Raw genomic sequence first — 23,191 nt, forward strand, 5'->3', positions numbered from 1 at the left:
CAGAGCACCCCGACGTCACGTAAGGCGGCACGAGAAGACATGGTCAGCAGCGAGTACGAGCGCAGGATCGCCGCCCGGTTCGCCACCTTCGACCAGGACGGCAACGGATACATCGACCGCGAGGACTTCAACGTGGCGGCCAAGGCGCTGCTCACGGAGTTCGGCACGGCGGCCAGGTCCGACAAGGGACAGGCCCTGTATCTCGGTGCCGAGGCGTTCTGGCAGGGCATGGCCGGGATAGCGGACCGGGACGGTGACCAGCGCATCACCCAGGACGAGTTCGTGGGCGGAGCGGTCAAGCGCCTGCGGGACAACCCGGAGCGGTTCGCCGAGATCGCCCGTCCCTTCCTGCACGCGGCGCTCGCCGTGGCCGACCCCGACGGGGACGGCGCGGCCACCGTCGAGGACACCGCGCGCGTGCTGAGGATCCTCGGCGTCCCCCAGGAGGTCGCCCGGTCCGCCGCGACGGCGATCGACACGGACGGCGACGGCAGGATCGGCGAGAACGAGATCGTGACCGCCCTCGCCCGCTACTTCACCGTCCCCGAGTGATCTGACCCCGAGTGAGCTGAGAAACGCTCCCTGAGCTTGTACTTGAGCACCTTCCGCAGGGTCTCGCCCCGCGGAAGGGCCGCCACCACCTCCAGCCGCTCCGGCAGCTTGTGCGTCGCCAGCCCTTCCGCGCGCAGGTACGAGGTCACCGCCTCCAGCGTCAGCGCGCCGGTCGGCGAGGGCTGTCGCGGCGGCTCGACCACGGCACAGACCAGCTCCCCGCGCTCCGGGTCCGGCAGCCCGATCACCGCCACGTCCCCGACGCCCGGGTGCCGGTGCAGCAGGTCCTCGATCTCCTTCGCCGAGATGTTCTCGCCCTTGCGGATGATGACGTCCTTGAGCCGGCCGGTGAGAACCAGATGGCCGGTGTCCGTCAGCCGCCCCAGGTCCCCGGTGCGCAGAAAGCCCTCCTCGTCGAAGGCGTCGGCGGTCTGGGCCGGATCCAGGTACCCCCGGCACACGGCCTCGCCCTTCAGCCGCACCTCCCCGTCCACGATCCGTATCTCCATCCCCTCGGGCGGCCGTCCCTCCGTCGTCGCCAGCATCTCCGGGGTGTCGTCCGGCGCCCCCATCGTGATCATCGGTACCTCGGTCATGCCGTATCCGTGGGTCAGCTGCACCCCCATCTCCCGGACCACGGCGTGGTACACCTCCGGCGGCTTGGGCGCCCCGCCGCCCGCGAGCAGCCGCAGGGACGGAATCACCGGGACGCCGGGCTGTCCGCGCTGCTCGGCGAGGAACATCGAGTAGAACGCCGTCGACCCGCCCGCCATCGTCACCCCGTGCCCGCGGTAGCCCGCGAGCGCGTCCGGCAGCGCGAACTGCTCGAACAACACCGCCGGGAAGCCGTACAGCAGCAGCATCACCAGGTAGTCGGGGCCACCGATATGGGCGTAGGGGAAGGCGATGGAGCCCACGTCGGAGGCGGTGGGCCGCAGTGCGTGGGCGAGGCAGGAGCCGCCCGCGATCAGTGAACGGTCCGTGTGCAGGACGCCCTTGGGGTCGGAGGTCGTGCCCGAGGTCCAGTAGATCCAGCGGACCGACGTGCCCTCGGCGGGAGGCGGCGGCAGCACGGACGGGTCGCCGTCGGGCAGGCGGTCGTACGCCTCGACGACGCCCTTGGCGCCGAGGCGGCGTGCCATCTCCGTGTGGTCGAAGCCGCGCCACTCGCCCGGCACCGCGAAGTACTCCGCCTTCGACTCCCGCAGCGCGAAGCCGACCTCGCGCTCCCGGTAGAACGGGATCACCGGGGTCTGGACGGCGCCCAGGCGGGCCAGCGCGAAGGACAGCACGACCGTCTCGATGCGGGTCGGCAGCTGCCAGGCGACGACCGTGCCGGGGCGCACCCCCAGGTCGTACAGGCCCGCCGCGACCCGCTCGGCCCGGTCGCGCAGCTCCCCGAAGCTCAGTGCCCGGTCGTCCTGGAGGAGGAGCGGGCGGTCGGGGGTGAGGTCGGCGCAGCGGGCGGCCAGGTCCCAGAGGGTGCGGGAGGCGCCGAGCGTGTGGGCGGTGTCGTTCACAACGGCCCCCTGTATAGCTGACGGGTAGTCAGATCGTGGGCAGAGCGTAGGGCCCGGTGCCTTGTCGGTCCAGAGGCGCGGGGCTAGCCTTCCCGGGAGCAGCAAAAACTGATGAGGCGTCAGATCGCAGTCTGGGGGCCGCCGGTGGATCTCGCCCAATCGCCCGAGGAGGAGGAGTTCCGGGCGCGGCTGAGGGAGTGGCTGGCGAAGGTGCTGCCGACGCTGCCGCCCAGGCCGTCGCCGGACGACTGGCCCGGGCGCCGCGCCTACGACCTCGGCTGGCAGCGCACGCTGTACGACGCCGGGTACGCCGGCCTGCACTGGCCGGTCGACGCGGGCGGGCAGGGCGCCACCCCGACCCAGCACCTGATCTTCCTTGAGGAGACGGAACGGGCCGGCGCGCCCTACGTGGGCGCCAACTTCGTCGGCCTGCTGCACGCCGGGCCCACCATCGCCGCCGAGGGGACGCCGGAGCAACGGGCGCGCTGGCTGCCGCCCGTGCTGCGCGGCGAGGAGGTCTGGTGCCAGGGCTTCAGCGAACCGGACGCCGGAAGCGACCTGGCGTCGCTGCGCACGCGCGCGTGCCGGGACGGCGATGACTACGTGGTCACCGGCTCCAAGATCTGGACCTCGCACGCCGAAGTCGCCGACTGGTGCGAGCTGTTGGTGCGCACGGATCAGCGGGCCCCCAGGCACCGGGGCATCACGTGGCTCGCCCTGCCGATGGACGCCCCGGGCGTCACCGTACGGCCGCTCAGAACGCTCGCCGGGTCGGCCGAGTTCGCCGAGGTGTTCCTCGACGAGGTGCGGGTGCCCGCCACCCATCGGGTCGGCGAGGAGAACGACGGCTGGCGCGTGACCATGGTGACCCTCTCCTTCGAACGCGGCACCGCCTTCGTGGGCGAGGTGGTCGCCTGCCGTCGCGTGCTCGGCGAACTCGCCCGCACCGCACGCGAGAACGGCCGCTGGGACGATCCGGCCCTCCGTCGGCGGCTGGGCAGGCTGAACGCCGAGTTCCGCGCCCTGTGGCGGCTCACGCAGTGGAACGTGAGCGAGGCGGAGGCGGGCGGCGGTGTGCCCGGCGTGGGCGGCTCGGTCTTCAAGCTGCGCTACTCACAGGCCCGCCAGCGGCTCTACGACGCCGCCGCGGACGTCCTCGGCCCCGACTGTCTCGACCTGGACCGGCCCTGGACGCTCGACCGGCTGTCGTCCCTGTCGTACACCATCGCCGCCGGGACCTCGCAGATCCAGCGGAACATCGTGGCCGAGCGGATCCTCGGGCTGCCGAAGGGACGATGACGTGCGTTTCCGACTGACCGAGGACCAACGCGCCCTGCGGGAGGGCGTACGGCAACTGCTGGCCCGCCGGTTCGGCCGCGAGGCACTGCGGGCGGCCGTGGCGGCGCCCGGGCTGGACCGCGCGCTGTGGCGGGAGCTCGGCGCCGCCGGGTTCTTCGCGCTGCGGCTGCCGGAGGCGGACGGCGGGGTGGGACTCGGGCTGCCCGAGACGGTGTTGGCCTTCGAGGAGGCGGGGCGGGTGCTGCTGCCCGGTCCGCTGGTGGCCACGCATCTCGCGGCCGCGAGCGTGCCGGGGGCGGCCACTGGGGAGACGGTGGTGGCCGCCGCCGACGGAAGGCTGGTGGAGTGGCTGACGGAGGCGGACGTCGTACGGGGGGAGGTCGCCGGAGCCGTACCGCTGCGGTCGGTCGATCCGCTGACCCCACTGCACCGGACGGCCGCCGCCGGGCCAACGGACCCCGTCGCCGTTCTCCTCACCGCCGCCGAGCAGCTCGGCACCGCCACACGCGTGTGCGAGCTGGCCGTGCAACACGCCCGGACGCGTGAGCAGTTCGGACAGCCGATCGGGGCCTTCCAGGCGGTCAAGCATCTGTGCGCCGAGATGCTGGTGCGCGCGGAGACGGCCCGGGCCGCGGTGTACGCGGCGGCCGTCACCGCGCAGCCGGCCGACATCGCGACGGCCCGGCTGCTCGCCGACGAGGCGGCCCAGCTCGGCACCCGGGACTGCCTCCAGGTGCACGGCGGCATGGGGTTCACCTGGGAGAGCGAGGTCCACCTGCATCTCAAACGCTCCTGGGTGCGGGCACAACGTGGCGGTGCGAACACGGAGAGTGAGGAACTTCTGGCGGCCGATCTGGTGGGCTGAGCGGCTCGGAACGCGTGTGGGCTGCGGTGGTGCCGAGGCGGCCGGGACGGATGTCGCGGATTGTGGCATACCGGAATCACGCTGCGTTGATATCGGGTTGTGTCCTAGGTGTGACTCGTCACGTCCCGGAGTCGGACGGTCGCTCCGGTACCTTGTGTGAGATGCGAGTGGTTCCGAGCACGAGCCATGCCGGTGGCGCCTTCGAGGCGGCTCCGGATTGGGCGGTGCGCACCCCGGTTCGCAGGGCAGGAAGGCCGTCGGCCCCTGCTTGTTCGACTCCCCACTACGAGCGTCGCACAGTATGGCGCACGGGTACTCCTTCGCGCTGGAATATGCCCGAAGCGCTTGTTGGGGTGACTGTACGTCAACCATGCTGTCTCATCAGGGATTCACGTTCCGTGATCCCGGCTTTGGCTGTTGTTCTGGTCATGCAAAAAATGGCTACGATCGTGGCCCTCGTGAGGCGCGAGGCTATGTGTCCGCCGGTTCGGATGGTGTGAGCGGTGCAGGTGCTTCAAGTGCAGCTGGAGATCCGTCCCGACCCCGCTGAGGTGGGGCGGGCCCGGAAGTGGGCCCGCTCGCGCCTCGCCGGGTCCGGGATACGGGACGACGAATCGCTCGCGGAAACCCTGATCCTGCTCGTCTCCGAACTGGTCACCAACGCCGTGGTGCACACCGGCTGTCCGGCGGTGCTGCGGTTGTCCCTGCCGTCCGGGGTGACCGAGTCGGCCACCGTGCGCCTCGAGGTGGCCGACCGCAGCGACCGTGCCCCGGTGCCGCGGTGTGTGGACGGCGAGGAGACCGGGGGCCGGGGTCTCGCCCTCGTCGACGGACTCGCCGACCGCTGGGGCTGGAGCCCCGAGGGCGCCGGCAAGCGCATCTGGTGCGAACTGGATCGGTGCGCGGGCTCCCGCGACGGCGCCACGGCCTACAGCGGTGGCGCCTCGGCGTATGAGGGGCTGGCGTACGAGGCCGTGTGACCGGCGCACGGCGGGCCGAATTCCGGGCACCTGCGCGTGGCTTGGCGCACGGACGCAGAAAGCGCTGTCGGCACCTGACGGCCGGTGTACGCGTGCGCCGGGACATGCTTCCGTGCGCGCCCTTGGCATATCGGGGCATAAGTAATGAAGCGCCGCACGGGTGTTGACGAGGCGTGTCCGTTTGATCACGCTTGTGGTCAGCGATTCGCCGCGAGGGGACGACGAGGGCTTCGGTGACGGAGGCCCTCGGCGAGCGTGGGTCGTGATTCGGCGTCGGTTCTCTCGGGGCCACGGGAGCCGATGGGGGTCCCCCCGCTCGAGCGGAGTCGAGAGCGGGGAGGGTGCGCCGGAGTCGGACGGCGGTGCGCGATGCCGTGTTCGGGGCGGGCAGTTGCGCGCCGCCGTCCGACGGTCCTCACAGGATGGCGACGGGTGCGACCGGGGTGCCGGTGGCGCCGACGAAGGGTTCGGGCATCGCCGACAGCAGGAACGCGTAGCGCCCTTCTTCTCCACAGGCTGTGGACAACTTTTCGAGATTCCAGTTCTGGCCCTGGAGCATCCCCATCTCCACGAGATGGAGCGCGTGCACGGGCAGCCACAGGTCCTCGACCTCGGGCGGGAAGATCTCGAAGGTGAGGGTGTCGTTCGCGACCGCGGCCACCTCGCGCGCGTGGAACCACTCCGGGGTGCGGACGGACAGGCCCGGTGACGGATAGCCGTACGCCTCCCTGTCGCCCGCCAGGTACACCTGCACCTGTCCGGTCCGCACGAGCACGATGTCGCCGGTCCGCACCCGTGTGCCGGCGAGTTCCTCCGCGGCCTCCAGGTCCTCGGGCGTGACGGCGTGCGAGCCGTCGAGGCGGTCCCGGCCGAGGGCGCGGGCCACGTCGAGCAGCACCCCGCGCGAGACGACGTGCCGGGCTTTGTCGATCCCGCTGAACTCGGCGCCGCCGTGCGGGGTGATGGTGCCGGCCGGGCGCCCGTTGTAGAGCCGCCCCGAGTGCGAGACGTGGGTGAGCGCGTCCCAGTGGGTGGCGGCCTGCAGGCCCATGGTCACGGTGTCGTCGCTGCACGCCACCGTTCCCGGACCGAAGATCTCCTGGTTGATCTGCACCATGGAGTGCAGCGGGTTGACCCGGCCCGGAATCAGCCCGGTCTGCACCCCGTCCTGCCTCAGGGGGAGGGCGAGGGGGACGCGGCGCCCGGTCCTGACCTCCGTCGCTGCCCGGGCCACGACCTCGTCGGTGATCAGGTTGAGGGTGCCTATCTCGTCGTCCGCCCCCCAACGGCCCCAGTTGTTCACGCGCTTGGCGATGTCGTGGAACGCGGCGGGTAGCGACATGGGTCCTTCCCGGGGCTTGTCTCCGACAGTCTGGCGGGTCATAAAATCTAACGGTCCGTCAGAAACCGCGGGAAGGGGCCGGCATGGGGAACTTCTTGGCAGGCAAGGTGGTCGCCGTGACGGGTGCCGGGCGGGGGATCGGCCGGGCCGTGGCGCTGGCGGCCGCGGCCGAGGGCGCGCGGGTCGTGGTCAACGACTACGGCGTCTCGATGGACGGCGCCTCACCCACGAGCGAGATCGCCGAGTCCGTGGTCAAGGAGATCGAGGCGGCGGGCGGCGACGCGGTCGCCGTCGCCGACGACATCTCGACGATGGCGGGCGGGCAGCGCGTCGTCGACGCGGCGCTGACCTCGTACGGACGGCTCGACGGGGTCGTGTGCGTCGCCGGGATCCTGCGCGAACGCATGCTGTTCAACATGTCCGAGCAGGAGTGGGACCCCGTGCTGGCGACCCACCTCAAGGGCACCTTCACCGTGTTCCGGGCGGCGTCGGCGGTCATGCGCCGACAGCGCTCCGGCACCCTCGTCGGCTTCACCAGCGGCAACCACCAGGGCTCCGTCTCGCAGGCCAACTACAGCGCGGCGAAGGGCGGGATCATCTCGCTGGTCCGCAGCGCCGCGCTGGGCCTGCACAAGTACGGGGTGAGCGCGAACGCGGTGGCGCCGGTGGCCCGTACGCGGATGTCGGCGAACGTTCCGACGGAGCTGACGGAGATCGGCGAGCCGGAGGACGTCGCGGCGCTCGTGGTCTACCTGCTGTCCGAGCGGGCCGCGGAGCAGGGGATCACGGGCCAGGTGTACACGGTCGCCGGACCGAAGATCGCGGTGTGGGCACAGCCCAGGGAGCTGCGGGCCGCGTACGCGGAGGGCGCCTGGACGCCGGAGCGGATCGCCGAGTTCCTGCCGGGGTCGGTGGGGGTGGACCCGATGCCACTGCTGTCGCAGGTGGAGGGGATGTCCCGGGCGGCGGCGCGAGGGGACAGGCCGAACGCCTGACGGGGACGGTGTGCGTGGAGCGGCGCCCGTGGGCCGGCTGTGGAGGGCCGCGCGGGTCTCCGTGCCCCTGGCGGTGTCAGGGGCGACCGGTGTCGAGAGGAGAGCTCCGTGGACTTTGGATTCGGGCCCGAGGACGAGGAGTTCCGGGCGGAGGCGAGGGCGTGGCTCGCCGCGCACGCCGGCGCGGCGTCGGACCGGCGGAGCTGGGAGCGGACCCTCGGCAAGTCCGGCTGGATAGGGCTGGGCTGGCAGGAGAGCGGATACGGCAACCGGACCGCCGGTCTGACCCGGCAGGTCGCCTGGGCCGAGGAGTACGCACGGTCCGCCGCGCCCCCGCGCTCGGGCCACATCGGGGAGAACCTGCTCGGCCCCACGCTGCTCGCGCACGGCACCGACGAGCAGAAGGCGCGGTTCCTGCCGCCCGTCGCCGCCGGAGAGGAGCTGTGGTGCCAGGGGTACAGCGAGCCCGGGGCCGGATCGGACCTGGCCGGTGTGCGGACCACGGCCGTGCGGGAACCGGACGGGGCGTCCTACCGGATCACCGGGCAGAAGATCTGGACGTCGCTGGCCCAGGAGGCCGACTGGTGCTTCGTGCTGGCCCGTACGGACCCGGGGTCACGGCGTCACCACGGGCTGACCTTCCTGCTCGTCCCCATGGACCAGCCCGGCCGGATCGAGGTCCGCCCCATCCGGCAGCTGACCGGCACGAGCGACTTCAACGAGGTCTTCTTCGACGGGGCACACGCGCGTGCGGAACACGTCGTGGGAGGTGAGGGCGGCGGCTGGCGGGTCGCGATGAGTCTGCTCGGGTTCGAACGGGGGGTCTCGACGCTGGCCCAGCAGGTGGGCTTCGCCCAGGAGTTGGGGCGGGTGGTGCGGACGGCCGTGGAGAACGGCGCCGTGGACGATCCCGTCGTGCGGGAGCGGCTCCTGCGGCAGTGGGCCGAGTTGCGGGTGATGCGCTGGAACGCGCTGCGCACGCTGGGCGGTTCGGGCGACGCGGGAGCGCCGAGCGTGGCCAAGCTGCTGTGGGGCGGCTGGCATCAGCGGCTGGGTGAGCTGGCGATGCTGGTGCGGGGGGCGGCGGGGGCGGTCGGGCCGGCGGAGTGGACGTCTTCGGGGTCGTCTGCGGGGCCGTCCGCAGGGTCGCCTTCGGGGTCGCCTTCTGTGTCGTCTGCGGGGTCGTCTTCGGGGTCGTACGAACTCGACGAGTTCCAGCACCTGTTCCTGTTCTCACGCGCCGACACCATCTACGGCGGTTCCGACCAGGTCCAGCGCACGATCATCGCCGAGCGCGTGCTCGGTCTGCCGAGAGAACCCAAGGGCTGACAGGGGGCCGCGTGATGCGAGGCGTGGTGTTCGACGGGAAGCGGATCGAGGTCGTGGACGATCTCGACGTACGGGATCCGGGGCCGGGAGAGGTGCAGGTCGCCATCTCTGCGGCGGGGTTGTGCCACAGCGACCTGTCCGTGGTCGACGGGACCATTCCCTTCCCCGTTCCCGTGGTGCTCGGCCATGAGGGCGCCGGGGTGGTGGAGGCCGTCGGGGCGGGGGTCACGCATGTGGCGCCGGGGGACCATGTCGCCCTGTCCACGCTGGCCAACTGCGGGGCGTGCGCCCAATGCGACCGGGGGCGGCCGACGATGTGCCGGCAGGCGATCGGGCGTCCCGGGCAGCCGTTCACCCGGGGCGGGCGGCCGGTGTTCCAGTTCGCGTCCAACTCCGCCTTCGCGGAACGGACCGTGGTGAAGGCCGTGCAGGCGGTCCGCATCCCGAAGGACATCCCCTCGCCGTCCGCCGCGCTCATCGGGTGCGGGGTGCTGACCGGTGTCGGCGCCGTGCTCAACCGGGCCGGGGTGGACCGCGGGGACAGTGTGCTCGTGATCGGCACGGGCGGGATCGGCCTGAACGTGCTGCAGGGCGCGCGGATCGCGGGCGCCCTGCGGATCGTGGCCGTGGACGCCAACCCGGCCAAGGAGGCGGTGGCCCGGCAGTTCGGGGCCACCCACTTCCTGACCTCGACGGACGGGGTGCGGGACATCCTGCCGACCGGGGCGGACCACGCCTTCGAGTGCGTCGGCCGGGTCGAACTGATCCGGGAGGCGATCGACGCCCTGGACCGGCACGGGCAGGCGGTCCTCCTCGGCGTCCCGCCGGCCACCGCCGAGGCGTCCTTCCTCGTCTCCTCGATGTACCTGGACAAGTCGATCCTGGGCTGCCGGTACGGGTCGTCGCGGCCGCAGCGGGACATCGCCCTGTACGCCGAGCTCTACCGGGAAGGGCGACTGCTCCTCGACGAGTTGGTGACGCGGACGTACCCGGTGGAGGACTTCGAGCGGGCGGCGGCCGACGCGGAGGCGGGGAAGGTGGCTCGGGGGGTGCTGACGTTCTGAACGTGCCGTTGTTCCGGCCGGGGCTCAACCGCCGTGCCGCGCACGTGCGTCGGCGTTGTCGCCGCCTGCGCGGAAGGTGCGCCGATAGCTGGTGGGCGTGACGCCGAGGGCCGTCTGCAGGTGTTGGCGCATCGACTGGGCCGTGCCGAAGCCGGCGTCCCGGGCCACCTGGTCGACGGACAGGTCGGTGGACTCCAGGAGGTGGCGGGCCCGTTCCACCCGCTGCCGGGTCAGCCACTGGCCGGGGCTGACGCCGGACTCCTCGCGGAAGCGGCGGGTGAAGGTGCGTACCGACATGGCCTCCCGCGCGGCCATGTCCCGCAGCTGGATCGGTTCGTGGAGGCGGCCCAGCGCCCAGGCCCGGGCGGCGGTCGTCGTGGCCAGCTGCGGGTCGGGCACGGGGCGGTGGACGTACTGCGCCTGACCGCCGTCGCGATGCGGCGGTACGACCGTACGGCGGGCCACCTCGTTGGCGACCGCCGCGCCGTGGTCGCGGCGCACCATGTGCAGGCACAGGTCGATACCGGCCGCGACGCCCGCCGAGGTCAGGATGTCGCCGTCGTCGACGAACAGGACGTCCGCGTCGACCCTGACCCTCGGGAAGAGCCGTTGCAGGTGCTCCGCCTGGGCCCAGTGCGTGGTGGCGGGGCGGCCGTCGAGGAGACCGGCGGCGGCCAGGACGTAGACGCCGGTGCAGATGGAGGCGAGCCGGGTGCCGGGCCGGATGTGGGCGAGGGCGGCGGCCAGTTCGCCGGTGAGCACACCCTGCTCGAAGACCGGGCCGAGCTCGTACGACGCCGGGACGACCACGGTGTCGGCGGTGGCCAGGACCTCCGGGCCGTGGGCGACCTGGACGGCGAAGTCGGCGTCGGTCTCGACCGGGCCCGGTGGCCGGACCGAGCAGGTGATCACTTCGTACAGCAGCCGCCCCTCGGCGTCCCTGGGGCGGCCGAAGATGCGGTGCGGGATGCCCAGCTCGAAGGGGAGCAGACCGTCGAGGGCGAGCACGGCGACGCGGTGGGGCCGGAAACCCGGTGTGGCTGCGGAGTCTGTGGCCGAATCCATGGCCCGATCCTAACGAACGCTGTCTTTCGGGCCACTCGATCGGAGGCGCGCCGGATCGCAAGCTCTATGTCGTGACCCAGACAAGCGAAGCCGCCCCAGAGGCCCCCGGCGACGGAAAGAGGCCGGTGTCCCCCCGTCGGCGTCGCGTGACGTCCGTGCACCGCGCCTGGTTCGTCGCCGCCGTCACCTTCGTGACGATCATCGGCGCCGCCGCCTTCCGTTCCCTGCCCGGACTGCTCATCGATCCCCTCCATGACGAGTTCGACTGGTCACGCGGCACGATCAGCGCCGCCGTCTCGGTCAACCTCGCCCTGTACGGGCTCACCGCGCCCTTCGCGGCGGCGCTCATGGACCGTTTCGGCATCCGCCGGGTGGTCGCCGTGGCCCTGACGGTGATCGCGATCGGGTCCGGGCTGACCGTGTGGATGACGGCGGCCTGGCAGCTGATGCTCTACTGGGGTCTCCTGGTCGGCCTGGGGTCCGGCTCCATGGCGCTGGCCTTCGCCGCCACGGTCACCAACCGCTGGTTCACCGAGCGGCGCGGCCTGGTCACCGGCGTCCTCACCGCCGCCTCGGCCTCCGGCCAGCTGATCTTCCTGCCGCTGCTGTCCTGGATGGTCGAGACCCACGACTGGCGTCCGGCGGCCGTTACCGTGGCGCTGGCGGCCCTCGCGGTCGTCCCCTTCGTGTGGCTGCTGCTGCGCGACCACCCGGCCGACGTGGGCCTGAAGCCGTACGGCGCGAAGGAGTTCGTACCGAAGCCGCCACCGGTGACCGGTGCCGCGCGCCGGGCCGTGACCGTCCTCCTCAAGGCCGCCCGCACCGGCCCGTTCTGGCTATTGGCCGGCACCTTCGCGATCTGCGGCGCCTCCACCAACGGCCTGGTCCAGACGCATTTCGTGCCCGCCGCCCACGACGACCACATGCCGGTCCCCGCGGCGGCCTCGCTGCTCGCCGTCATCGGCGTCTTCGACGTGGTCGGCACGATCGCCTCCGGCTGGTTCACCGACCGCTTCGAGCCGCGCCGGCTGCTGGCGGTGTACTACGCGCTACGAGGCGTCTCGCTGCTGTTCCTGCCGATCCTGCTGGCCCCGACGGTCCACCCGCCGATGGTCTTCTTCATCGTCTTCTACGGCCTCGACTGGGTCGCCACCGTGCCTCCCACCGTGGCGCTGTGCCGGGAGCTGTACGGCGAGGACAGCGCGATCGTCTTCGGCTGGGTGCTGGCGTCCCACCAGGTGGGGGCGGCCCTCGTGGCCTTCGTCGCGGGCGTGGTGCGGGACGTGTTCGGGGAGTACGACATGGTCTGGTACGCGGCGGGCGCGCTGTGCGCGGCGGCTGCGCTGATGGCGCTGATGATCCGGCGGCGGCAGCCGGCGGCGGTCGTGGCCTGAGCCCGGTCCCGTGAGCCCCCCGGAGGCTGTCCGGCGGATTCCCTAGCCGAACCTGCCCCGGTGGAACAGCAGGGGCGGGAGGTCCTCCTCGTTCGTGCCGAGCGCCTCCACCCGTCCGACCACGATCAGGTGGTCGCCGCCCGTGTGCACCGCGTGGATCGTGCAGTCGATCCACGCGAGCGTGCCCGCGAGGCGCGGCGAGCCGGAGACGGGCGCCGGGTCGTGGGCCACCCCCGCGAACTTGTCCCGGCCGCTCACCGCGAAGCCACGGCACAACTCGCCCTGGTGGGCGCCCAGGACGTTGACGCAGAAGACGCCGGCCCGGGCGATCCGCGGCCAGGTCGTGGACGTACGGCCGACCATGAAGACGACGAGGGGCGGGTCGAGGGAGAGGGAGGAGAACGACTGGCAGGCGAATCCGGCGGGAGCGGTCTCGCCGTCTGTCGCGGGCGCCGTCACGACGGTCACGCCGGTCGCGAAGCTCCCCATCACCCGCCGGAACTCGCCCTGTTCGACGGGCGCCCGCTCGTCCTCGCCCACACAGCGCAGCTCGGGGCGCGGCAGGGCTTCCACCGGGGCCGTGGGCGCGGTCCCGGCCGACCTGAGGTAGCGCACTGCGGCTTCGGCCATCCCGGCTTGTCCCATCACGTCACCCATTGAAACTGACGGAGCGTCAGATGGGAAGGGGTGGAGCGGGACTCCGACGGGCTTCAACGGCCCCGGAACACTGCGCTTCTGCGCTGTACGAAGCTCGCCACGCCCTCCCGGGCGTCCGCCGTCGTCATGTTGACCTCCTGGGCCGCCGCCTCGGCGGCGAAGGCGGTGGCGCGGTCGGTGTCGAGGGAGGAGTTGACGAGTTGCTTGGTGAGGGCGAGCGTGCGGGTCGGGCCGGTGGCCAGGCGCTCGGCCCAGGCGCGGGCCGTCCTGTCCAGCTCCTCGTCCGGGACGACCCGGTTGACCAGCCCGAGCCGCTCGGCGTCCGACGCGGTCAGCGCGTCCCCGAAGAACATCAGCTCCTTCGCGCGCCGCGGGCCGATCAGACGGGGCAGGAGATAGGCGCCCCCGCCGTCGGGGACGAGCCCGCGCCGCACGAACACCTCGATGAACCTGGCGGACTCCGCGGCGAGTACGAGGTCGCAGGCGAACGCGAGATGGGCGCCGAGGCCGGCCGCGGTGCCGTTGACCGCGGCGATCACCGGCTTCTCGCAGTCGAGGACGGCGGCGACCAGACGCTGGGCGCCCGCGCGGATCGTGCGGGCCACGTCACCGGCGACCCGGTCGCCTGCCGGAGGCCCGCCGCGAAGGTCCGCGCCCGCGCAGAAGCCACGGCCGGTCCCGGTGAGGACGACGGCCCGTACGTCCGGGTCGGTGGAGGCTCCGTCGAGCAGCCGGATGATGCGTTCTCGCTGGTCAGGGGTGATGGCGTTGAGGGCCTCGGGTCGGTTGAGGGTGATCCGGCTGACCTGGTTGTCAGTGGTGTGCCGTATCAATGACTCAACGGAATCTTCCGGCACGTCGGTCTTTGCGTCGGTACGGGGGGAGTCGGACATGTTCGTCTCAGGTGCGTTCGCCTCAGGGCTGCTCATCTCAGGTGCACACCACCAGCGCGTCCAGAGCCACCGCGCCCTGCCCCCTGGGCAGCACCATCAGCGGGTTGATGTCGAGCTCCGCGACATGGTCCCCGAGTTCGAGGGCCATGCGCTGCACCCGCAGGACGACTTCGACGAGCGCGTCGAGGTCCGCCGGGGGGCGCCCCCGGACCCCGTCGAGCAGGGCCCGCCCGCGCAGCTCGGCACACATGTCCCGCGCCTGTTCCTCGCCGAAGGGCGGCACCCGCACGGCCACGTCCCGCAGCACCTCGACGAGCACCCCGCCCAGCCCGACGGTCACCGTCGGGCCGAACAGCTCGTCGTGGGTGACGCCGACGACCATCTCGACGCCCCGCTCGACCATCTGGCAGACGAGGACGCCGTCCAGGGAGACGTCCTCGTAGCGGGCGATGTCGGTCAGCTCCCGGTAGGCGTCCCGGACCTGGCTGGCCGAGGTCAACCCGATCTTCACCAGGCCGAGCTCCGTCTTGTGGGCGATCCGCGCGCCGGACGCCTTCATCACCACCGGGTAGCCCACCAGGCCGGCCGCCCGCACGGCCGCCGCCGCGCTGGTCACCAACTGCTCGCGCGGTACCCGGATCCCGTACGCCCGCAGCAGCTGCTTCGCCGCGTGCTCGCTCAGCTGCTGGCCGGGGCGCATCAGCTCGCGCGCCTTGCGGAAGGAGGGCGAAGGGGTGCGGGGTGCCGAGTCGAGAGGAGAGCGGTAGCGGGTCACGAAGCGGTGGTGGTCGAGGTGGGCGCGGACCGCGGTGAGGCAGTTGGCGACCGTGCGGAAGGTGGCCACCCGGGACGAGCCGAGCAGGACCTCGCGGTAGGCCGGTTCGGTGCCGACCGGCGACCCCCACACCACGCACACCAGTTTGTCGGTCCGCTCGGCGGCGTCCACCAGGTCCTGGACGAGCCGGTCGCTCAGGGGCGGGAAGGGCCCGGTGATCGGGCAGATCAGCACACCGACCTCGGGGTCGGCGAGGATCGCGTCGATGATCTTCCGGCCGCGCCAGTCGCCGACCGGGTGCCCGCCGTTGTCGACGGGGTTGGCCACGTTGAGGTACTCGGGTATCCACTGGTGCAGCTCGGCCTGCCGGGCCTGCGACAGCTCGGGCAGGCTCAGGCCGGCCTCGGTTGCCAGGTCGGCGACGTGCGCGCCCGTGCCGCCCGAGATCGAATAGACCACCACGCCGTCCGCCCGGGGCGGCCGGGCGCGGGCCAGCAGGGCGGCGGTGTCCTGGAGTTCGTCGAGGCCGTCGACCCGGATCACCCCGTACTGCCGCATCGCCGCGTCCACCACCGCGTCCGCGCCGGTCAGCTTGCCGGTGTGTGAGGCGGCCGTGCGGGCGCCGGTCTCGGTGCGGCCCACCTTGACCGCGACCACCGGCACCCCGCGCCGGGCGGCCCGGTCGGCGGCGAGCAGGAAGGAGCGGCCGTCCTTCAGCCCCTCGACGTAGCAGGCGATGGCGCCGACCTCGGGCTGCTCGGCGAAGTAGGAGAGGAAGTCGGAGGTCTCCAGGTCGGCCTCGTTGCCGGTGGGCGCCCAGTGGGAGAGCCGGATGCCGAGTTCCTGGAGGGCGAAGACGGGGCGGCCCTGGTGACCGGACTGGGTGATCAGGGCGATCGCCGGACCGGCCAGGTCGTCCCGGAAGTGCTCGAAGGCGTTGAGGTTGGTGTTGGGGCCCAGCATCCGCATCCCGGACCTGTTCACGGCCGCCGCGAGCCGCGCCTGCGCGATCGCGCCCTCCGCACCGGTCTCCGCGAACCCGGAGGCGAAGACGACCGCGAACCTCACCTTGGCCTCGGCGAGTTCCTCGATCACGGGGAGGGGGTCGGCGACCAGCAGCACGGCGAGGTCGACCTGCTCGGGCAGGTCGGCGACGGAGGGGGAGCAGGGGATGCCGAAGACGGACGGGCGGGTGGGATGCACAGGGTGCAGGCGGGCCCCGACGCGCTCGGACCAGGCGAGCAGTTGGCGGGTGACCCCCGTGTTGGGCCGCCCTTCGGCGTCCGAGGCACCGATCACCGCCACGGACCGAGGGCGGAAGAGGCGGTCCAGATCGGGGACGTCGGAGTACAGCGGCCGCCCGCTGACGTCGAGATCGTCGACCTCGGCGGGCCGGCCGTGGACGGCGGGTCCGGGTTGCTCGCCGCAGGCGATGACCCGGGCTCGGCGGGAGTCGGTGGTGAGGGTGCCGTGGGTTGATCCAAGCATCGGTCCGCCCGCTCCTGTGTGACAGCCAATTAACTGACGGTCTGTCAGATTACAGAACTGACGGGTTGTCAGGAACGGCCCTGCACGCAAAGGATGCCCTCCGGACCGGCGAGGGAACCGTGGGGAGGGGGAGTCGGGGAGTCCGGAGGCAGGCGGGGGAGAGCGGAGGCGGGAGTTCTACGTCACCGGCAGGCGGGAGGTCTGCCGTGATCCGTCCCTGGCGACGGCCTTCGCGATCTTCGCCGCGTCGATGGCCAGCTCGCGGAACATCCCGCTGATGGGGTTGGTGAAGCCGCTGAAGAACAGGCCGGGGGCGTTGTCGGGGCAGCGGGCGCCGTGCACGACCGGCCTGCCGCGGGGGTCCAGCACGTCGAGGTGGCCGACGAGGTCCTCCAGGGCCCGGGTGTAACCGGTGGCCGCGATCACGGCGTCCGGCTCGACACGGGTGCCGTCGGCGAGGACGACCTTGCCGTCCTCGAACGCCTCGACGGCGGCCACGACCTCCACGGTGCCCTTGCGGACTGCGTCGATCAGGCCCACGTCCTGTACGGGGATGGAACCCTCGTTGACGCGGGAGTAGAGGCCGGTTTGGGGGCGGGGCAGACCGTGGGCCGAGAGGTCGGGCACGCTGAGTCTGGCCATCGGTCTGGCCAGCCGGTCGACGACGGCCACCGGCAGGTGCCGGACCAGGACGCCGGTGTACTGGGCGGCCCAGCCGGCTGTCGAACGGCGGACGATGTGCGGGGCGGTGCGGACGGACAGCCGTACCCGCGAGGCGCCGCCCTCGACCAGGTCGACGGCGATCTCGGCGCCGGTGTTGCCGACCCCGACGACGAGGACGTCACGGCCCGCGTAGGCCTCCGGGTTGCGGTACTCGGCGGCGTGCCGGAGGTCGCCGGTGTAGGAGTCGCGGCCCGGCCAGTCGGGCACCCGGGGCGTGTGGTTGTGGCCGGTGGCGACGACCACCGCGGCGCCGGTCAGCTCCCGGCCGCCGGTGGCGTGCAGCAGCCATCCGGTGCCGTCGGGGGAGCGGTCGACGCGGGAGACCTCGACGCCGGTGATGATCTCCAGCTCGTGGTGCTCGGCGTACTTCTCCAGGTACCGCACCACGTTGTCCCGGGAGACCCAGCGGCCGAACCGGCGCGGCATCGGCAGCCCCGGCAGTCCCGACAGACGGCGGGTGGTGTGCAGGTGCAGCCGGTCGTAGTGCCCCCGCCAGGAGGCTCCGACGCGGTCGGACTTCTCCAGGACGACGGCACGCAGTCCCCGGGCGCGCAGCGCGTACGCGGCGGCGAGCCCGCCGGGGCCGCCGCCGATGACGTACACGGGGCGGTCTGCGGGTTCTGCGCGGTTCGGCTCCGCGGGGTTCGCGGACGCGGAAGGGGACGCGGTCGAGTCGGCCATGTTCGCGAGCGTAATCACGCACCGGGTTGATGGGTCTCGGTCAAGACGGGAATTGGTTGCGGATTGATCACGGCTGTAGGAGGAGTGGGCGGGACCCGTGGCGCAGGGCGCCCGGTTGTGAGGGAGGAGTGGGGGAGCGGCGGGATCAGCCCTCGGACGCATACGTCCTCCCGTCCAAGCAGGAGTGGACCTCGCAGCGCGTTGGCATCACCTGATCTACGTCGTCGCCCGCACTCTGCGCATCGAGGTGACCGACACCCGTGGTGATCGCCTGCCCTGCCCACAAGTCCCCGCCCGCGACGCGGAGTCCGGCCGGGCCTCCTCACTGCTGGCCCACCGTCTGCGCGTCCAACTGCCGCCCCCACCGCCGTTCCGGTCACCGGCGCCGCCGCCGACGGTCCGCCACCCCTTCCAGACCTGCGACGGGTGCGACCGGCCCTCCGCGCGGCCCACCCCGGCCGCTGCCGGGACTGCCGGGACCATCCGGACCATCGGGACCCCGTGTCCCCGCCCGGCTGACAACGCGACGACGGCGCCGGGCCCGACTCGCGGAGGGGCCCGGCGCCGTGGCGGGCGGTGGCCGGAGACATGACGGGAGACCGGTACCGCGTGCAAGGGGCCGCCGGGGCGGCGGAGTTACTTCTTCTTGTTCTTGTGGCCCGTCACCTTCGCGATCCACGTGATGAAGTCGCCCGGGTCGGTGTTGGCGCCGTGGCCCTGGTCCCAGTAGTAGAGGTGGTTGACGTCGTCGCCGAGGCCCGCCGCGGCGGCGGCGAGGTTCGCGGAGACGGTCAGCGAGGTGTCGCTGTCCTCCGTGCCGAGACGGATCCACCAGTGCTTGGAGCGGCCGGGGTTCCCGCGCTCCAGGTGGTACATCGGGTTCATCAGGTTCAGCGTCTCGGGGATGTCGCTCGCGACGCGCTTGCTGCTGAGCCCCGTGGTGTCGTTCTTGGCGCCGTACGCCGTGAAGTGGCGGTTCTGGGTCGTGCCCGCTCCGAACAGGTTGTTCTCGCCCGCCGACAGGTCGAAGGCGTCGAAGGCGGGGACGGTCTTCTTGCGGGCGCCCACGTGGGTGAGGAAGTCGGCCCAGCTGAAAGTGGCCTTGCCGCCGGACCAGGTGATGAAGGTGTTCGCGGCGAGGTAGGTCGCGCGGTCGGAGTCCGACAGGCCCTTCAGGTACGTGGTCGCCGAGGGCTCCAGGTACTGCTTGACCAGGTACTCGTCGTAGTTGCGGGCCGTGAGCGTGCCGAAGCCGTTCAGGCCGCGCAGTTTCAGGGAGGCCTGGTACTCGGCGAACTGCGCCTGCAGGACCTTGGAGACGGTCTGGTCGACCTGCTTGCCGGTGCTGAGCTTGTTGGCGCCCCAGTTCCACTCGTAGGCGCCGTCGGCGTGCTCCAGGTCGGTGATCGGGCACCAGGCGCCGGTCGCGAAGATCGCGTCGGAGGCGTCGGCGGCGCCGAGTTCCTTGAGGTACTTGTCGTAGATCCTGCTGTCGCCGGAGGCGCCCAACAGGGCGGACAGGGCACCGCCGGCGCTGGTGCCCGCGGAGACGATCCGCTCGACGTTGCCGGGGATGCGGCCCTTGTTGGACCTGATGTAGCGCACCGCCGCCTTGAGGTCGACGATCGCGGCCGGGGCGGTGCCGTAGTACTCGCCGGCGGAGTTCTTGAGGGTACGGCCGCGGGCGCCGGGCTCGATGACTACGTAACCGGCGGCCAGGGCGAGGAGTTGGTTGCTGGACGTGGCGCCGCCCGTGGCGTTGGTGTTGCCGTTCGCGTTGGAGGCCGCGCCGCTGGGCGCGCCGCTGGGCGCGCCGCCACCGCCACCGCCCATGGCCGAGCCGCCGCCGCCGACCTTGGTGGCGTCCGCGACGGAGGAGGGCATGTAGCCGCCGACGGAGTTGGCGAGCAGGATGGGCGCGTCGGTGGCGTCCACCGCCTTGCCGTCGATCTTGACGGGGGCGCTGACGATCAGGCTCTGGTAGGTCTCGTCGACCGGCTTGGCGACGTAGGTGATCGCCTTCCAGAAGTGGTACGTCACCGAGTGCTCGGTGCCGTCCGTGTCGGTGATCGTCGTGGTCAGCTCGCTGTAGGCGTCCTTGTCGAAGACGAGGGAGCCGGAGCCGGAGGACGACGCCGTCGAGTCGGTCTTGTCGTCCGACGCCTGGGCGGAGAGGGCGATGCCGCCGACTGCCGCGACGCCCGCGGTCGCCCCGATCCCCAAGACGACGCTCCTGCGCTTCACTGCCCTGTGCTTCACCGTGGTGCCTCTCTCGTGCCGTGCCTGCCAGGCAGGTGCCGGTTTCGGCCTTGCGGAAGCGAACGTAATCGCGTGCTGACGGAATCGCCAACAATCCAGCCACATTCACGGGGGACGCACAGTTTCATGGGGAGTGCACAGGGATTAGCTAGCCATCCTCTTATGGAACGCAAAGGTTTGACGTCGGAATCACCCCTCCCGGTGTCTTGCGGAAGTCCCGCCCGTCCGCTGAACTGACGTACCGTCAGATATGGCTTCGGCGTCGGCAGGAGCGTCCATGGACACGATCTGGCTCACCGGTGCGCAGTGGTTGGCCGTGTTGCGTATCGGGCTCGGGCTGTGGTGGCTGGAGAGCTGGCGGCACAAGGACAAGAAGGCCTGGTTCGAGGGGGCGGGGATCGCCTGGGCCGCGGACGTGGCGGCCAAGCACCGGTGGAACGCGGTGCGCGGCGGCTTCGGCGTCGTCGTCACGCCGTATCCGAAGACCATGGCGTACGTCGTCGTGTACGCGGAGCTCGCGCTCGGCCTCGGGTTGATCCTCGGCGCCCTGACGCCGGTCGCCCTGGTCGGCGGGTTGCTGCTCAACCTGCTCTACCTGGTGCTGATGATCCACGACTGGGCCGAGCAGGGGCAGAACTCGATGATGGCGCTGATCTCGGTGGTGGCCCTGTTCGGGATGTCCTGGCAGACCTGGTCGCTGGACAGCGCGCTGGGGCTCTTCGGGTGAGCGCGCGCTTCGACCTCCCCGAGGCGGACGGCTTCACCCGGACGTACTGGGACGCGGCGGCGCGGGGGCGGCTGCTGCTCCGGCGCTGCGGGGAGTGCGGGCGACCCCACCACTACCCGCGCGAGTTCTGCCCGCACTGCTGGAGCGAGGACGTCGACTGGGAGCCGGCGAGCGGCCGGGCCACGCTCTACACCTGGTCCGTCGTCCACCGCAACGACCTGCCGCCCTTCGCCGAGCGCACCCCCTACGTCGCCGCGGTCGTCGACCTCGCCGAGGGCCCGCGGATGATGACGCAGGTCGTGGAGTGCGCGCCTGATCGGCTGCGGGCCGGGATGCCACTGGAGGTCACCTTCGCCGACGGGGTGCCGGTGTTCCGGCCGGGTGGGTGAGGCGGGGGCGGTGGGGCCGCCTTCGGAGGCGCTGACCGAAGAGATTCAATGGCCCGATGAGCCACGTCGACCAGTACCCCTCCCGCCCCTTCCCCGACCTCCACGCCCACGGCATACGCCTGTGCCCCTGGGATCCCGACTCCGACGCCGACTGCGCGACCTGGCTGCGGGGGACGACGGAGCCGGAGTTCCGGCGTTGGAACACCCCGCTCAGGCCGGTCACCGACCTGGCGGGCGCCCGCGAGTCGCTGCGCGGCAAGGCCGTGCGGGCCCTGGACGGGTCGGCGGCGTCGTACCGGGTGGCCGACGCCGACAGCGGTACGACGCTGGGGCACATCGGCGTCCAGGACATCGACCACACCATGCGCCTGGCCCGCGTCGGCTACTGGGTCCTGCCCGAGGCCCGGGGCCGCCGTGTCGCCACCCGTGCCCTCGCCCTCGCCTCCCACTGGGCCTTCACCGACCTCGGCCTGTACCGACTGGAACTCGGCCACGCCCTCGGCCACGACGCCTCCTGCCGGGTCGCCGAGCGCTGCGGGTTCCGGTACGAGGGGACACTGCGCGGCGCGATGTTCGAGGCAGGCCGGCAGGACGCCTTCAGGGACCTGCACCTGCACGCGCGCCTGGCCACGGATCCGGCCCCGGAGCTTTGACCTGAATCCGCAACGCTCCGCGTCGTGGCTGTGTCAGCGTCTCTTGGCGTCGCATGCGCGTGCGAGTGGTGGGTTCCGCCGGGGCAGCCTGCTCGGCATGGATCGAGACCGCCTGCTCATCGAGAGCACGCTGAGCCCCCCTTCGAACCCGCACCCGCCGATGTCGCGGAACTCAGCACGCGGATCGCCCGTCTCGAACACGGCCTCGGGGAGCAATGGAACAGTGGTTGGCGCCAAGTATTGACCGACGTCATGGACGTCGTTGACGGCGGGCGTTCCCGCCGGGCACCCGTGCTTGTCCGGTTCGGCGTCGGCGAGGCGCGGTATCCGCCGAGATCTCGGGCTGGGCGAGGACGTCGCCGCGGTGTACGACTCGGACCGGCCCCGGGGCCATCATCGGATGCTGATCCGCCGGCGTAGCGAGGTCGTGTCGGACATTCAGCGAGACCGCCGTCGTCATCACCGCGAAGTCCGCCGGGCGCGAGGTCTTCGGCCTCGCCACCGCAGGCGTCCGTCTCGCTTGACTTCTTGCGCGTCAGTCCGGCAGCCAGTGCAGCTCGTGCGCCAGGGTTTTGGCGACGGCACGGACGCGGCGGTGCAACGGCGACTGCTCGCGTGGGAGGACCAGGTGGATCGTCAGGCTGGGCCCGCCCCGCAGCGGTCGCCAGGTGAGACCGGCCGGTTGTGCCGTGACCGCGGCTTCTCCGGCCGGGGCGAGGGTGACCCCGTCGCGCAGGTCGCGCTGAGACATGTCGAAGGAGACTGCGGGCGTGTGGAACCGGGGGTGTGGTCGGGTGTCTCGGAACAGTGCGGACAGCTGATCGTGGATCACGGGGTTGGCCGCACGGTCCGGGAGTCGCAGCGGATACGCGGCCGCGTCGGCGATCTCGATCTCCGGGTGTTCGGCCAGCGGATGGTGCTGCGCCAGCTGGACCCCGATGCGCGCACGCCGCAGCAGGAACCGGCGCACGCCACGGCCCGGCTGTTCACCGCGGGTGATACCGGCATCGATGCGGCCGTCGGCGACCGCGGGGGAGATCTCCGGTGTCGCCATCGGGACCGCGCCGACCTCGAGTCCGCTGTTGCCGCGAATCAGCCTGTCCACCAGGGCAGGTGCCGTCTCGGCCCCGGTACTGAGGCTGTATCCGATGCGCAGCGTGCCCAGTTCACCGACCGCCGCGCTCCGGGCGGTGTCCCATGCCCGGTCCAGCGCCGCCAGTGCGGGCGGCGCGGACTCCGCCAAAGCCGCGCCGGCCGTGGTCAATACGACGCTACGCGTGGTGCGGACCAGCAGAGCCGTACCGAGTTCCGCCTCCAATCGGCGCATCCGGGCGCTGAGTGCGGGCTGCGCGATGCCGATCCGTGCGGCCGCGCGGGTGAAGTTCAACTCCTGCGCCAGCACCAGGAAGTACCGCAGGCTCACCGTATCCGGCGCCACGTGCCCTCCCTGCCGATTGATAACGATCCATTCTGAGCCTAGCCCGTACCGGTCTTTCCCTCGACCGCACATCAAGCCCTAACCTGCGCCTATGGCGATTCAA

At 71.9% G+C, this 23,191-nt stretch carries 20 protein-coding genes; 11 read left to right on the forward strand and 9 right to left on the reverse strand.

The genetic code is table 11. From position 1 onward, the window contains the following. Positions 1–39: 39 nt before the first annotated feature. Positions 40–552, forward strand: coding sequence for an EF-hand domain-containing protein (locus AQJ84_RS19450; protein WP_030042476.1), 513 nt, complete (start codon positions 40–42; stop codon positions 550–552). On the opposite strand, the gene AQJ84_RS19455 is transcribed toward AQJ84_RS19450, so the two are convergent. Beyond that, entirely contained in the window at positions 531–2,072 is a 1,542-nt protein-coding gene (locus tag AQJ84_RS19455) for a class I adenylate-forming enzyme family protein (protein ID WP_059198844.1), read from the reverse strand. The genes AQJ84_RS19450 and AQJ84_RS19455 overlap by 22 nt on opposite strands. A 111-nt stretch (positions 2,073–2,183) precedes the next feature. Between AQJ84_RS19455 and AQJ84_RS19460 the strand changes: the two genes are divergently transcribed. From AQJ84_RS19460 to AQJ84_RS19470, 3 genes are all read left to right on the forward strand, one after another. Then, positions 2,184–3,371, forward strand: coding sequence for an acyl-CoA dehydrogenase (locus AQJ84_RS19460; RefSeq protein WP_374935392.1), 1,188 nt, complete (start codon positions 2,184–2,186; stop codon positions 3,369–3,371). A gap of 1 nt (position 3,372) precedes the next feature. Then, a complete protein-coding gene (locus tag AQJ84_RS19465) occupies positions 3,373–4,236 on the forward strand; it encodes an acyl-CoA dehydrogenase family protein (protein WP_053191108.1) in 864 nt (287 codons plus the stop codon). A 503-nt stretch (positions 4,237–4,739) separates the two neighbouring features. Then, complete coding sequence (locus AQJ84_RS19470) at positions 4,740–5,216, forward strand: ATP-binding protein (RefSeq protein ID WP_107082684.1); 477 nt, start codon at positions 4,740–4,742, stop codon at positions 5,214–5,216. A 415-nt stretch (positions 5,217–5,631) separates the two neighbouring features. Here the strand turns inward: AQJ84_RS19470 and AQJ84_RS19475 are convergent, their stop codons facing one another. After that, complete coding sequence (locus tag AQJ84_RS19475; protein WP_030042469.1) at positions 5,632–6,558, reverse strand: cyclase family protein; 927 nt, start codon at positions 6,556–6,558, stop codon at positions 5,632–5,634. Positions 6,559–6,641: 83 nt separating this feature from the next. On the opposite strand from AQJ84_RS19475, the gene AQJ84_RS19480 reads away from it, so the two are divergent. The 3 genes from AQJ84_RS19480 (at position 6,642) to AQJ84_RS19490 (ending at position 9,946) form a co-directional block, all read left to right on the forward strand. Next, positions 6,642–7,553 (forward strand): SDR family NAD(P)-dependent oxidoreductase, encoded by a 912-nt coding sequence (locus AQJ84_RS19480; protein ID WP_030042468.1) that lies wholly within the window; start codon positions 6,642–6,644, stop codon positions 7,551–7,553. Between the two features lie 108 nt (positions 7,554–7,661). Next, a complete protein-coding gene (locus AQJ84_RS19485) occupies positions 7,662–8,882 on the forward strand; it encodes an acyl-CoA dehydrogenase family protein (RefSeq protein WP_030042467.1) in 1,221 nt (406 codons plus the stop codon). A 14-nt stretch (positions 8,883–8,896) separates the two neighbouring features. Beyond that, positions 8,897–9,946, forward strand: coding sequence for a Zn-dependent alcohol dehydrogenase (locus tag AQJ84_RS19490; RefSeq protein WP_030042466.1), 1,050 nt, complete (start codon positions 8,897–8,899; stop codon positions 9,944–9,946). 24 nt (positions 9,947–9,970) lie between these two features. Here AQJ84_RS19490 and AQJ84_RS19495 read toward each other — a convergent pair whose 3' ends face one another. Then, positions 9,971–11,011 (reverse strand): GlxA family transcriptional regulator, encoded by a 1,041-nt coding sequence (locus tag AQJ84_RS19495; protein WP_037803617.1) that lies wholly within the window; start codon positions 11,009–11,011, stop codon positions 9,971–9,973. Between the two features lie 71 nt (positions 11,012–11,082). Between AQJ84_RS19495 and AQJ84_RS19500 the strand changes: the two genes are divergently transcribed. Continuing rightward, entirely contained in the window at positions 11,083–12,405 is a 1,323-nt protein-coding gene (locus AQJ84_RS19500) for an MFS transporter (RefSeq protein WP_030042464.1), read from the forward strand. Positions 12,406–12,447: 42 nt separating this feature from the next. On the opposite strand, the gene AQJ84_RS19505 is transcribed toward AQJ84_RS19500, so the two are convergent. The 5 genes from AQJ84_RS19505 to AQJ84_RS19525 form a co-directional block, all read right to left on the reverse strand. Then, complete coding sequence (locus tag AQJ84_RS19505) at positions 12,448–13,035, reverse strand: flavin reductase family protein (RefSeq protein WP_030042463.1); 588 nt, start codon at positions 13,033–13,035, stop codon at positions 12,448–12,450. An 80-nt stretch (positions 13,036–13,115) separates the two neighbouring features. After that, positions 13,116–13,955 carry an enoyl-CoA hydratase/isomerase family protein gene (locus AQJ84_RS19510; protein WP_051870093.1) on the reverse strand — a complete coding sequence of 280 codons (840 nt, stop codon included), beginning with the start codon at positions 13,953–13,955 and terminating at the stop codon, positions 13,116–13,118. A gap of 37 nt (positions 13,956–13,992) precedes the next feature. Continuing rightward, positions 13,993–16,218, reverse strand: coding sequence for an acetate--CoA ligase family protein (locus AQJ84_RS19515; RefSeq protein WP_030042461.1), 2,226 nt, complete (start codon positions 16,216–16,218; stop codon positions 13,993–13,995). Positions 16,219–16,395: 177 nt separating this feature from the next. Continuing rightward, positions 16,396–17,622: a flavin-containing monooxygenase gene (locus AQJ84_RS19520; protein ID WP_030042460.1), complete on the reverse strand. Its 1,227-nt coding sequence runs from the start codon at positions 17,620–17,622 to the stop codon at positions 16,396–16,398. Positions 17,623–18,258: 636 nt separating this feature from the next. Continuing rightward, the gene (locus tag AQJ84_RS19525; protein ID WP_051870092.1) at positions 18,259–19,845 is read right to left on the reverse strand and encodes a subtype B tannase; all 1,587 of its coding nucleotides are present in this window, start codon (positions 19,843–19,845) and stop codon (positions 18,259–18,261) included. 313 nt (positions 19,846–20,158) lie between these two features. Here AQJ84_RS19525 and AQJ84_RS19530 point away from each other — a divergent pair, with 313 nt between their 5' ends. From AQJ84_RS19530 to AQJ84_RS19540, 3 genes are read left to right on the forward strand one after another with little or no spacing between them, the layout of a single operon-like run. Continuing rightward, positions 20,159–20,608 carry a hypothetical protein gene (locus AQJ84_RS19530; RefSeq protein ID WP_030042458.1) on the forward strand — a complete coding sequence of 150 codons (450 nt, stop codon included), beginning with the start codon at positions 20,159–20,161 and terminating at the stop codon, positions 20,606–20,608. Then, a complete protein-coding gene (locus AQJ84_RS19535; RefSeq protein ID WP_030042457.1) occupies positions 20,605–20,997 on the forward strand; it encodes a Zn-ribbon domain-containing OB-fold protein in 393 nt (130 codons plus the stop codon). The genes AQJ84_RS19530 and AQJ84_RS19535 overlap by 4 nt, the downstream gene beginning before the upstream one ends. Positions 20,998–21,053: 56 nt before the next feature. Further along, the gene (locus AQJ84_RS19540) at positions 21,054–21,650 is read left to right on the forward strand and encodes a GNAT family N-acetyltransferase (protein WP_030042456.1); all 597 of its coding nucleotides are present in this window, start codon (positions 21,054–21,056) and stop codon (positions 21,648–21,650) included. 535 nt (positions 21,651–22,185) lie between these two features. Here AQJ84_RS19540 and AQJ84_RS19545 read toward each other — a convergent pair. Beyond that, on the reverse strand, positions 22,186–23,088 hold the full coding sequence (locus AQJ84_RS19545) for a LysR family transcriptional regulator (protein ID WP_030042455.1): 903 nt from the start codon (positions 23,086–23,088) through the stop codon (positions 22,186–22,188). Positions 23,089–23,191 lie beyond the last annotated feature (103 nt).

Source organism: Streptomyces resistomycificus (genome assembly GCF_001514265.1).
GTDB lineage: Bacteria > Actinomycetota > Actinomycetes > Streptomycetales > Streptomycetaceae > Streptomyces > Streptomyces resistomycificus.

What these genes read in the sequence shown, in the direction of transcription:
- AQJ84_RS19450 (WP_030042476.1), top strand. Translation starts at nt 40, where the DNA reads ATGGTCAGCAGCGAGTACGAGCGCAGGATCGCCGCCCGGTTCGCCACC.
- AQJ84_RS19460 (WP_374935392.1), top strand. Translation starts at nt 2,184, where the DNA reads ATGAGGCGTCAGATCGCAGTCTGGGGGCCGCCGGTGGATCTCGCCCAA.
- AQJ84_RS19475 (WP_030042469.1), bottom strand. Translation starts at nt 6,558, where the DNA reads ATGTCGCTACCCGCCGCGTTCCACGACATCGCCAAGCGCGTGAACAAC.
- AQJ84_RS19480 (WP_030042468.1), top strand. Translation starts at nt 6,642, where the DNA reads ATGGGGAACTTCTTGGCAGGCAAGGTGGTCGCCGTGACGGGTGCCGGG.
- AQJ84_RS19490 (WP_030042466.1), top strand. Translation starts at nt 8,897, where the DNA reads ATGCGAGGCGTGGTGTTCGACGGGAAGCGGATCGAGGTCGTGGACGAT.
- AQJ84_RS19495 (WP_037803617.1), bottom strand. Translation starts at nt 11,011, where the DNA reads ATGGATTCGGCCACAGACTCCGCAGCCACACCGGGTTTCCGGCCCCAC.
- AQJ84_RS19505 (WP_030042463.1), bottom strand. Translation starts at nt 13,035, where the DNA reads ATGGCCGAAGCCGCAGTGCGCTACCTCAGGTCGGCCGGGACCGCGCCC.
- AQJ84_RS19510 (WP_051870093.1), bottom strand. Translation starts at nt 13,955, where the DNA reads ATGTCCGACTCCCCCCGTACCGACGCAAAGACCGACGTGCCGGAAGAT.
- AQJ84_RS19515 (WP_030042461.1), bottom strand. Translation starts at nt 16,218, where the DNA reads ATGCTTGGATCAACCCACGGCACCCTCACCACCGACTCCCGCCGAGCC.
- AQJ84_RS19520 (WP_030042460.1), bottom strand. Translation starts at nt 17,622, where the DNA reads ATGGCCGACTCGACCGCGTCCCCTTCCGCGTCCGCGAACCCCGCGGAG.
- AQJ84_RS19530 (WP_030042458.1), top strand. Translation starts at nt 20,159, where the DNA reads ATGGACACGATCTGGCTCACCGGTGCGCAGTGGTTGGCCGTGTTGCGT.
- AQJ84_RS19540 (WP_030042456.1), top strand. Translation starts at nt 21,054, where the DNA reads ATGAGCCACGTCGACCAGTACCCCTCCCGCCCCTTCCCCGACCTCCAC.